At 61.6% G+C, this 11,291-nt stretch carries 9 protein-coding genes; 2 read left to right on the forward strand and 7 right to left on the reverse strand.

Annotated elements, in window-relative coordinates; genetic code table 11:
* The 6 genes from PF446_RS14155 to PF446_RS14180 all read right to left on the reverse strand — a co-directional run.
* On the reverse strand, positions 1 to 1,421 hold a 1,421-nt coding region (locus PF446_RS14155; RefSeq protein ID WP_298072714.1), incomplete at its 3' end, for an NAD-dependent malic enzyme.
* Positions 1,422 to 1,457: 36 nt separating this feature from the next.
* Positions 1,458 to 2,237, reverse strand: coding sequence for a succinate dehydrogenase iron-sulfur subunit (locus PF446_RS14160; protein WP_298072716.1), 780 nt, complete (start codon positions 2,235 to 2,237; stop codon positions 1,458 to 1,460).
* Positions 2,238 to 2,247: 10 nt separating this feature from the next.
* Positions 2,248 to 4,038: a succinate dehydrogenase flavoprotein subunit gene (sdhA, locus tag PF446_RS14165; RefSeq protein WP_298072718.1), complete on the reverse strand. Its 1,791-nt coding sequence runs from the start codon at positions 4,036 to 4,038 to the stop codon at positions 2,248 to 2,250.
* Between the two features lie 13 nt (positions 4,039 to 4,051).
* On the reverse strand, positions 4,052 to 4,663 hold the full coding sequence (gene sdhD, locus PF446_RS14170) for a succinate dehydrogenase, hydrophobic membrane anchor protein (RefSeq protein ID WP_298072720.1): 612 nt from the start codon (positions 4,661 to 4,663) through the stop codon (positions 4,052 to 4,054).
* A 13-nt stretch (positions 4,664 to 4,676) separates the two neighbouring features.
* Positions 4,677 to 5,051, reverse strand: a complete 375-nt coding sequence (sdhC, locus tag PF446_RS14175) for a succinate dehydrogenase, cytochrome b556 subunit (RefSeq protein ID WP_298072722.1) — start codon at positions 5,049 to 5,051, stop codon at positions 4,677 to 4,679.
* Between the two features lie 272 nt (positions 5,052 to 5,323).
* Entirely contained in the window at positions 5,324 to 6,778 is a 1,455-nt protein-coding gene (locus PF446_RS14180; protein WP_298072724.1) for a class II fumarate hydratase, read from the reverse strand.
* Between the two features lie 1,004 nt (positions 6,779 to 7,782).
* On the opposite strand from PF446_RS14180, the gene PF446_RS14185 reads away from it, so the two are divergent.
* Entirely contained in the window at positions 7,783 to 8,784 is a 1,002-nt protein-coding gene (locus tag PF446_RS14185) for a mechanosensitive ion channel family protein (RefSeq protein WP_298072726.1), read from the forward strand.
* A 354-nt stretch (positions 8,785 to 9,138) separates the two neighbouring features.
* Here PF446_RS14185 and PF446_RS14190 read toward each other — a convergent pair whose 3' ends face one another.
* Positions 9,139 to 10,245: a GGDEF domain-containing protein gene (locus tag PF446_RS14190; protein ID WP_298072728.1), complete on the reverse strand. Its 1,107-nt coding sequence runs from the start codon at positions 10,243 to 10,245 to the stop codon at positions 9,139 to 9,141.
* A 157-nt stretch (positions 10,246 to 10,402) separates the two neighbouring features.
* Between PF446_RS14190 and PF446_RS14195 the strand changes: the two genes are divergently transcribed.
* A complete protein-coding gene (locus PF446_RS14195) occupies positions 10,403 to 11,284 on the forward strand; it encodes a M90 family metallopeptidase (RefSeq protein WP_298072730.1) in 882 nt (293 codons plus the stop codon).
* Positions 11,285 to 11,291: the final 7 nt, after the last annotated feature.

The following is an 11,291-nucleotide window of genomic DNA, read 5'->3' on the forward strand; positions in this document are numbered from 1 at the left end:
ACGCCCAGGCCAAGGCCCGGGAAAATGTACGTGTTGTTGACCTGATCGACAGTGAACGTATGGCCGTCCACCTCGATCGGGTCGAAAGGACTCCCCGTGCCGATCAGCGCACGTCCTTCAGTCCATCCCATCACGTCCGCAGGCGCAGCCTCGCAGTCGGATTCGGGGTTGGATAGCGGCAGGATGATCGGTTGGCTGACCTGCTCGGCCATGCAACGCACCACCGATTCGCTGAAGGCACCACCCTGACCGGAGACGCCCAGCAATACCGTGGGGCCGACATGGCGCACCACATCCATCAGGTCGATACGCTCGCCGTCGATGTCCTGCCAGTCCTCGACCTCAGAACGCGAGCGTGCGAAGGGTTTCTGGAAAGTCTCGAGCTCCTTGTCGTCTTCCAACAACAGGCCTTGCTTGTCCAGCGCGTAGAAGCGCTGCCGGGCGTCTTCCCCGGACAGGCCCTCCTCGACCATCATGTGCATCAGCAGTCTTGCGATACCGCAGCCGGCAGAGCCCGCGCCGAAAATCACCACGGTCTGGTCTTTCAGCTTCGAACCGGTGGCGCGTGCTGCCGCCAGCAAGGTGCCGGCAGCCACCGCGGCGGTTCCCTGCACGTCGTCGTTGAAGGTGCACAACTGATCGCGATAGCGTTTCAGAAGGCGCAGGGCATTGGGTCGCGCGAAGTCCTCGAACTGCAGCAGCACGTGCGGCCAGCGTTTGTTCACCGCCGCGACAAAGGCGTCGACGAAATCATCGTAGTCCTTGCCGCGGATACGCCCGTGGCGCCAGCCGATGTATTCCGGATCATCCAACCGGTCCCGATTGTCCGTGCCGGTATCGAGCAGGATCGGCAAGGTCGTGGCTGGATCGATACCGGCACAGGCGGTATACAGGGACAGCTTGCCGATAGGAATACCCATGCCGCCCGCGCCCTGGTCCCCCAGGCCAAGGATCCGCTCGCCGTCACTGACGACGATCACGCGGACCTTGTCAAACCGCGGGTGTTGCAGCACCGCTTCGAGGCGATCGCGATGCGGGTAACTGACGAAAAGCCCACGCGGATGGTGCCAGTGGCGACTGAATTTCTCGCATCCCACACCTACTGTCGGGGTGTAGACGATCGGCAGCATCTGCTTCAAGTTGCGCTCCAGCAGCGCGTAGAACAGGGTCTCATTGGCATCCTGCAAACCGCGCAACTGCAGGTATTTCTGGAAGTCGTCCTGCAACTCGTGCACGGCATCCAGGCGTCGCTCGATCTGGTCGTCCAGGGTTCCGTGATGCGGCGGCAACAAGCCATGGAGCATGAAGAGGTCGCGTTCATGGTCGCTGAAGGCCGTGCCCTTGTTGAGCAAGGGGTCGGTCAATAGGTCGACACCGTCCTTGTCCACGGTCAGCGCGTTGGTTTCCTTGGTATCGGCCATGCCTTCACTCCAATTCAGGGTTTGCCCTGCCTGATATCAACGACGTCGGGCCAACATGCGCTTTGTATCGGCGATGGCCTTTGATGGATTCAGGCCCTTGGGGCAGGCGCTGGTGCAATTCATGATGGTGTGGCAGCGATACAGCTTGAAGGTATCGTCCAGTGCATCCAGACGTTCGCCGGTGCGGTCATCACGGCTGTCGACCAGCCAACGGTGCGCCTGCAGCAGGATCGCCGGACCCAGGAACTTGTCGCCGGTCCACCAGTAACTTGGGCACGACGTGGCGCAGCAGAAACACAGGATGCATTTGGAATCCTCGTCGACCTTGTCGCGGTCTTCGGGCAGCTGCAGGCGTTCGCGCTCGGGTTCGGCCTGATCGTTCTTCAACCACGGCTCGATCGATTCGTACTGTGCATACAGGCGTCTGAGGTCCCCCACCAGATCCTTGATCACGTCCAGATGGGGCAACGGCGACAAGCGAACCGGCCCCTCGCCCAGGTCATCGATATGACAAAGACAGGCCAGCTGGTTGGTGCCATTTATGTTCATGGCACACGAACCACACACGCCCTCGCGACAGGAACGTCGCAAGGCAATGGATGGATCAATCTCGTCAATGATCTTCAGGATGGCGTCCAGCACCATCGGACCGCAGTCGTCCAGGTCGAGCGAATAGGTATCCATGCGCGGCAGCGCATCGCGCGCCGGATCGTAACGGTAGATGCGGAATGTCTTCAGGTTGTCGCTGTCACCCTCGTGCTTCCAGTGCTTGCCTTCCTGCACGCGTGAGTTTTTGGGTAGCCGTAGTTCAGCCATGTTGGACTCCTCAGATCTTGCGCTCGGTGGGCGGGAAGGTCTTGGCATCGTCGCGACCGGTATCCAGACGCACCGGGCGAAAGTCGATGTCGACGCGTCCAGCCTCGCTCCAGGCGACGGTGTGCTTGAGCCAGTTCTCGTCGTCGCGTTCCTCGTGGTCATCGCGGATGTGCGCGCCGCGCGACTCGGTGCGCACCATGGCCGACTGCGCCAGCACGCTGGCCTGTTGGCAGAGGTTTTGGACTTCCAGTGCCGTGACCAGCTCCATGTTCCAGGTCAGGTCGGGGCTGGTGACACCGATGTCCGCAATCTGCCCGGACATTTCCTCCAGCATGTCGATGCCTTCCTGCATGGAGTCCTGCTTGCGGAACACGCCAAAATGGTTCTGCATGATCTTCTGCATGCCCGCACGCACCTGCCCCGGGTTGCCGCCCGTCGCGTTGTGACGCAGGGCGTCGAAACGTTCTAGGATCTTTTCCTCGCAATCCTTGGGGCTGCTCGGGGTGTCGCTGTCGGGATCGATGATTTCAGCCGCACGCAATGCAGCGGCACGACCGAACACGATGATGTCCAGCAGGCTGTTGGTGCCCAGGCGGTTGGCGCCGTGGACCGATACACAAGCGGTCTCGCCCACGGCCATCAAGCCGGGGACCGTGGCATTCGGGCCGCCCAGGCGCGGATTGACCACCTCGCCATGGATGTTGGTGGGAATGCCGCCCATGCAGTAGTGCGCCGTCGGCACCACCGGGATCGGCTCCTTGCGGATGTCGATATTGAGGAAGATGCGCACTGTCTCGATGATGCCCGGCAACTTGCTTTCCAGCACCTCGTCGTCGATTTCTTCCAGGTGCAGCAGGATGTGGTCTCCGTCCTCGCCGCAACCGCGGCCTTCGCGCATCTCCACGCCTTCGGCATGGCTGACGATATCGCGGCTGGCGAGATCTTTTTCATGTGGCGCGTACTTGGGCATGAAACGATCACCGTCGCCATTGGTGAGATAGCCGCCCTCCCCGCGCGCCCCTTCGGTGATCAGGCAACCCGAGCCCACCAGTCCGGTGGGATGAAATTGCACAAACTCCATGTCCTGCAGCGGCACGCCGGCGCGCAGGGCCATGGCATTGCCGTCACCAGTGCAGGTATGCGCGGACGTGCAGGACTCGAACACGCGTCCGCAGCCGCCGGTGGCCAGCACGGTCTGCTTGGCACGGAAGCGGTGCAAGGTGCCGTCTTCCAGACTGAAGGCGAGCAGGCCGCAGCAGGCACCGTCTTCGTCCATCAACAGGTCAATGGCGAAGTATTCGATGAAAAACTGCGCCTTGTGCTTCAGGCATTGCTGGTAAAGCGTGTGCAGGACGGCATGGCCGGTGCGGTCAGCGGCGGCGCAGGCACGCGCCGCCATCTCGCCTTCGGCGCAGTGCGTGGTGTGCCCGCCGAACTTGCGCTGGTAGATGCGCCCGTCCTCGGTGCGTGAAAACGGCACGCCCATGTGTTCCAGCTCGACCACCGAAGGAATTGCCTCGTGGCAGAGGTAGGCGATGGCGTCCTGGTCACCCAGCCACACCGAGCCGGCTACGGTGTCATACATGTGCCAGTGCCAGTCGTCCTCCATGATGTTGCCCAGCGCCGCGGCAATGCCGCCTTGTGCCGCAGTGGTGTGCGAGCGGGTCGGAAAAACCTTGCTGATGCATGCGGTTTTCAAACCTGTGGATGCCATGCCCAGGGTGGCGCGCAATCCGCCGCCGCCGGCTCCCAGCACGATCACGTCGTAGTCGTGATCCACGATGTCATAAGCCGTTGCCATAAATACGTTCCTTTTAGAGCGCCAGATGGATCAGTGCCGCTACCGCACCGACGCCGAGCAGGAGCCCGATCGCCTTGACCACAAGCACGCAAACAGCGCGCAGGCCCTCGTGGTGCACGTAATCCTCGAGGATGATCTGCAGTCCGATGACTGCATGGCGCAGCGCGATGACGATGAACAGCGCCATGATCACGGCGTTGACCGGCCACGCCAGCCAAGCGGCGGCGGCGGCCTGGCTGGCCGTGCTCATGCGCACCACGCTGACCGCGAACCAGATGGCCAGGGGAATCAGGGCCATCGCGGTCAGGCGCTGCACGCGAAACGTTGCCGCGCCGGCACGCCCCGCGCCAAGGCCACGGGCCTGGTGATAGTGATTGCTGTGCCGCAGCTGGCTCAGCAGCGCAGGGCTGGTCGGCGTGCGCTCGACCTTGATGACCTCGTTCCCGTCTTCGCCGGCGTCGTCGTCCTGATGGTCATTCGCAGGCTGCTTTTCCCTGGCTTCGTTGTGCGAATCCACGGCAGAGTCGTCTGCGGACTTTTGCGCGCTGGACGCGTCGACTGCCGATGTTTTCTCCGAGGCCTTTGCGGGGGCGTCGTCCTGCCGATTTTTTCCTTTGTCATTCATGATGCTTTGCTCCTCAAGCCAGGAGGACGATCAGCCAGACCGCCAACGTCAGCAGGGCCGTCATGACCAGCACGGCGATACCGCTGCGGTTAACGGTGGGCATGTCAAAGCCGATGCCGGCATCCCAGAAAAGATGGCGGATGCCGTTACTGAGATGGAACGCCAATGCGAGCGTCCAGCCAAACAGCACAATCTGACCGGCGATGGAGGTGTACAGCCAGGCCGTGCCGGCATAGGTCTCTCCACCGATCGCCACTGCAGCCACCCACCAGCTCAGGGCCACTGCGCCCAGCGCCAGGACAATGCCGGTAAAGCGATGCAGGATCGACAACGTCGAGGTGATCTGCGGCTTGTACCAGGTCAGGTGGGGCGAAAGTGGTCGGCTCATGGTTTTGTCCTCACTGTCTTTGGTTGCGTCCGCTCGTACGATCGTGTCGCTCAGTGTTCAGACCACGACCTTTTTGCATGTCCGCCCCCTCGGATCAGGTGGGAAGTGTCCGGGCAGGGCCCCGGGCTTGAGGCGCGCGGAACGTCGGTAACCATTGGATTTTTGTGAGCTCACGACGCACCTGGGACCCGACTTGCGCCCGCAAGGCACGTGCGCGCAGGAAAGCGAACCCGCCACCGGTCTTCACGCCGGAAGGCATGCTTTGAGCACGCCTATGCACCGCTCACCCCCGATCCGGTCATGCGCTTGGGATCGGCGATCCGGTCGAACTCGTCTTCGTCCATGTAGCCCAATGACAGCGTTGCATCCTTCAACGTGCTGCCCTCTTCGCTGGCCTTGTGGGCAATTTCGGCGGCCTTGTCGTAGCCAATTTCCGGACTGAGTGCCGTCACCAGCATCAGTGATTGCCGCAGATCGGTGTCGATGGTGGCGTCGTCAAGCTCGGTGCCTTCCACCGTGTACTGGCGAAACATGTCGCATCCGTCAGAGAGGATCGAATTGGCGCGCAATACGTTGTTGATCAGGATCGGGCGCATGGCATTGAGCTCGAAATTGCCTTGGCTGCCGGCAAAGGCAACCGCATTGTCGAGGCCGATCACCTGGATGGCGATCATCACCAATGCCTCGCACACGGTCGGATTGACCTTGCCTGGCATGATCGAGGAGCCGGGTTCGGTTTCGGGCAGTTTCAGCTCACCGATTCCGCAACGCGGACCGGAGCCCAGCCAGCGCAGGTCATTGGCGATCTTCATCAGGGCCACTGCGAGTCCGCGCAATGCGGCCATCACCGCAACGGTGGGATCCAGCGAGCCCTGTGCCGCAAACTTGTTGGGGGCCGTGACAAACGGCCGGTTCGTCAGTTCGGCCAGTGTCTGCGCCATGGCCTTGCTGAAGTGTTCGGGTGCGTTCAGGCCGGTGCCAACGGCGGTGCCGCCGGCTGCCAGCGGATACAACCCGTCGCGTGCCTGCTGCAGACGCCTGAGTGCATCGCGCAGCTGCGCTTCATACCCGGACCACTCCTGCCCCACGGTCAGTGGAACCGCATCCTGTAGATGCGTTCGTCCGATCTTGGGACGTTGCATCCACTGCGCGGCCTTGGTGCCGATGGCCGCTGCCAGCTTTTCCACGGCGGGGAAAAGCTGCTCTTCCAGCGCCTGCACCATGGCAATGTGCATGGCGGTGGGGAAACTGTCGTTGGACGACTGGCCCATGTTGACGTGATCGTTCGGATGCACCGGGTCCTTGGCGCCCAGTTCGCCGCCCAGCAACTGGATGGCGCGATTGGATATCACCTCGTTCACATTCATGTTGGACTGCGTGCCGGACCCGGTCTGGTAGACGTACAACGGGTAGCTCTCGTCCAGCATGCCGTCGATGGTCTCGTCGCATGCCTGAATGATGGCATCGGCGGTGTCAGCGTCCATCCGTCCCGCCTGCTTGTGCAACAGGGCGGAGGCTTTCTTGACGTACCCGTAGGCGTGATACACCGCCTTGGGCATGCGTTCGTCGCCGATCGAGAAATGAATCAGCGAACGCTGGGTCTGCGCACCCCAGTAACGGTTCGCCGGTACGTCGATCTTGCCCATTGAATCGCTTTCGGTGCGCTTGCCCTTGGCGTCGATGCCAACCGGCATGTCACTGTGGTTTTCTCGCTTTCCAAGTGTCATGTCGAGGCACAAATGACGGTCTGGCCGTCGAACCTGTTCGAGGCGTCAGCATCAAAGTACATTCTCCACATACTACATGCTGGTCGCTTAACCTGATCCGAATTCACACGGCAATCCGGAGCGCTGAAGCTTTGCAAACGCGCATCGCCTTCTGCATTCCATGCAATTGGTTGTGCGCTCTGGATGCCTCAAGGGATCGCTGTCGCCAATGGATACAGCACCAAGAATCCGCCAGCCGATGATAGTCCAGGCGACTTTTCATCCATCCCGAACACACCCCCCTGGGCATCGCGAAGCCACTCCGAACAACATGTTTCCGGCGATTGCTGAAGCGCCTCGCTGGTTCGAATCCGTGCACGACATTTGCGCGGCACACGATTGAACCTGGTAAGTCGCGCTTCATTGGGATTCTGGTTTGCGCATGCATCAGATGGACTACCCTTGCTCATGCAGAAGTCACGGGTTTATCAAGATTCAGCACGTCTGCGCATGCAGGATCCATTCTCGCTCCGCCCATGCGCGCGCCAATAGAAAGATGGGGAAGTGGCGCATGCTCAAGCTCCATTTGTGACTGACCGTCGACAGCGATAACAGTGCCTCCTGCTCAATGCCATGCAGGCCATCGATGGAGTGGAGCATGCCGTGGAAGCGACCGATCTCAAGCAGCGATTCTCATGCAGCAATGCTCTGACGATGATTCCACCTCGCCAGGTCGACCCTGCGCCACAGGCTCAGGCCGACATACGTTGATGGTCGGAGCGGATACGCAACGAGCTGCGACGCTTGTGTGTCGTGTCGCCCAGGAGTGGGCCGAAAATGAAGTTTCTGCGCTGGTGTTCGAGCCCGCACAAATCGAGCTCAACAAAGTGACGGAAGAAATTGTTGCCCGCCATACCCGAAATTGTTGACGGCCTGTAATCCAGGCAACCGCTTGCATTTGGGCGATTTTGATGGCCACCGCATCGTTACTGTCCCGCTCACCGGATCCCGCGCATAATGGCGCGATGCTGGTCGCTCCCACCGCCGCCTTCGACCTCCACGCCGTCGCGCAACGCCTGCTTGATCAGGGCTACCGATTGCTGGCTGCGCTGCCGTTGCTGGTGCTGTCGCTGCTGGTCATTTTGCTGGCATGGTGGGTGGGCGGATGGATCGCCCGCCGACGCCTGTTCGAAACACGCGCCCATACCAATCCGTTCCTGCGAGAGCTGGTGGCCACCACCGTGCACTGGGGCGTTTTGCTGATAGGCGTATTGATCGCCCTGGAAATCATGAACGCCACGGCGTTGGTCGGTGCAGTGGTGGGTACCGCCGGCATCATGGGCGTGGCGCTGGGCTTTGCCTTCAAGAATATCCTGGAGAACTACCTGGCCGGCATCCTGATGAGCCTGAAGCAACCGTTCGCGCCGAAAGACAACGTCCAGATCAATGGTCACGAGGGAGTAGTGGTCTCCCTCAATGCCCGCTCCACCGTCCTGATGACTCTGGATGGCAACCACGTGCGCCTGCCCAACGCGATGGTCTTCTCCAGTGTCATCGTCAATTACACGCGCAACCCGCGGCGGCGATTCGAGGTCGCAATCGGCGTGGGCGTCGATGAGGATCTGGTGCAGGTCCAGCGGATTGGCGTAGCCGAGATGCAGCGCATGGCGGGCGTACTGGCCGAGCCGCCCGCACGGGCGTGGATCCTTTCACTGGGTGACTCGAACGTGGTCCTCGGGTTCTACGGCTGGGTCGATCAGCGCGCGCACGACTTCCTTCAGGTGCGCAGCGAGGCCATTCGGCGTATCAAGGCCGAGCTGGATGCCGCAGAAGTGGACATGCCCGAACCCATCTATCGGGTGCAACTGGACCAGGCACCGAGCATCCCCACCACGCCGAGTCCGCCACAGCCCTCGGACGACGAGGCTCTCGATACCCGCGCCACCTCGGACATCAATCAGCAGATCGCCGCCGATCACGTCAGCCAGAGTGGCAACCTGCTGGACTCGAACGCACCACGTGAATAAGCGGCCGCGAACGGTGGACGAAACCACTTGGTGGCAAAACACGACTCGTCAACGGGGTAGAAAGTAGTTGCAACCACATGGCCCCTGCCCCAGGGGCGCACGGTTCGCGGTCATCCGCACCTGCAGCCAGAGCACTCAAGTGGGACGTGGCGTAGCGCGCATGCTGCTTGACGAAGGCGCGCGACAGGCTGTGATCGATGCACGCCGACCCCGCGCCGCTTTCAGCGAAGCACAAGCCATGCTGCACCAGCCCGTATGAACGCATTACGCTGCGGCGACCCAATCGCGCTGCTCCAGACCAGTATCCGCTTGGCGAGGTGCCTTTCTGGAACCACATGAACCGGCCTGAGCCCATCAAGCGGGCGTCGCAGTATTCGACGTGGTGATGGCGTCCGGCGCGCGCACCACGTTGTCGCCACCGCCCCGCTTGGCCTTATACAGCGCCTGATCGACCCGACGCAGCAACGTGGAAAGACTGTCCCCGTCCTCGACCATCGTGACGCCGAACGAGGCGGTCACCCCGGGCAGCGGATCCATGGACAATCCGGCAATGGCCGCGCGCAAACGCTCGGCCACCTGCAGCAGGCTGGCAGCATCCACGTCCGGCACCACCACCATGAACTCCTCACCGCCCCAACGGGTCACGCACGCGTCCTTTCGCAGCAGCGACTGACAGCGACGGGCGACCTGCTGCAGCACCTGGTCGCCGACCGGGTGGCCGTGGGTATCGTTGATGGCCTTGAAATGGTCCATGTCGAACATGATCACCCCCGCAGGGGTCCCTGCAGAGAGAACGTCCTGCAGTACGCGTTCCCCCAGACGCCGGTTGTGGATACGCGTGAGGGGGTCGCGATGCATGTTGATTTCCATGCGCACCCGTTCCGACATCAGCCGATCAATCTTGCCGGTCAGCCCGCGCCGCATCGGCACCAGCACGACGACCATGAGCATCACCGGCCCGTAGGTCATCAGCAGGCCGATGCCCCTGGGTGCCCACAGCTCCTGCGGATGCCCGAAAAGATAGACCAGCACCGGCAACGCGATCAGGACCCAGGCCAGCAAAGCCACCCGATAGGCCTCACGCGCAGGCAAATAGATCATCACCAGGACCAACAACACCAGCAACAGTGATGCGACCGGTGGAAGAATGTCGATCAGTCGAAGCCCCGGGGTCAGGGTCGCCTGCACGGTGTACAGCCAGCTCGGTGCAGCAAGCGCAAGTCCTCCGGTGAACAACGCGATCCGGGCAATGGCGAGAACCCAGTGCGGCCGCCGGATCAATGCCACCAGCAGCCCGATGAAGACCAGGCACATGGCGGGCGGGACGATCATGTCCAGCGGATGGTGGACCGGTTCCATCCAGGGGATCAACGTCGCGGCAATCGCGGCCACCAAAGCCAACGACAACATGGTCAGTGTTGCGTTGAGGATATAGCGGTCGTCGGAATCTTGTATTGGCATATGCAGGCGGTCTGTCGAGCAAACGTGTCCATGCACTGGATACGAATCCGGTACGGATTCGGGAAGGGACAAGTGTAGCCTCCCATTGGACCCGGCAGGACAGCACCATCTGGACTCGATATCAGCAGTCGGCTCCACCATGTCGTGCGCCGTGGCAATGATCGGCAACCCTGCATTCAAACGAACGTACGTGAACCGGGCCCCTCTTTCTCGTGCGTTCCCTGTTGAGAAAGCACGCCTTGACCCCGATGCTCTTGAGCCAGAGCCCCGACAACATGTGGCCATGTTCAAAAAAATCAGAGACTGGCGCATACGGCGGCTCATCGCTCGATACCCGATCGCCGAGCGGCCCTGGCAAGACGCGCTCCAGCGCTGCGCCCCTGCGCGTCGGCTGGATGCTTCCGATCAGGCCACGCTGCGCGTACTGGCGACCTTGTTCCTGGACAGGAAGTCGCTGGAGCCGGTCAATGGATTTCATCTGGACGAAGCCGACCGGGTCTTGCTCGCGACCCATGCGTGCGTCCCAATCCTGAAACTGGGCTTTGATTGGTACTCCGGTTGGTACAGCGTCATCGTGTACCCGGACGCATTCATTCCACATCGCCAACACACTGATGCAGCCGGGGTTGTTCACCAGACCAACTCCGTGTTGGCCGGCGAGGCATGGGGACGGGGACCCGTAATCCTGTCGTGGGCGGATGTATTGAATATCGGGCAGAGGCCGGGGCGAAACGTGGTCATCCACGAGATGGCACACAAGCTCGACATGCTCAACGGCAACGCCAACGGCTTTCCGCCCTTGCACCGGCGCAAGGATCAACGCGTATGGTGGCTTGCTTTCTCCAGTGCGTGGGATCGCCTGCAGGAGCAGAAACACCACGGTGCTGACTTGCCGATGGACCAGTATGCCCTGGAAAGTCCGGCCGAATTTTTTGCGGTTGCCAGTGAGCAATTTTTCGAGGCGCCGGCCACCTTGCGCCAGCATCTACCGGACGTCTATCGGCAGCTTGTGCAGTTCTACCGCCAGCACGCGTTTTGAGCGCCAG

The sequence above is a fragment of the Oleiagrimonas sp. genome, from assembly GCF_027858935.1.
Taxonomy (GTDB): domain Bacteria; phylum Pseudomonadota; class Gammaproteobacteria; order Xanthomonadales; family Rhodanobacteraceae; genus Oleiagrimonas.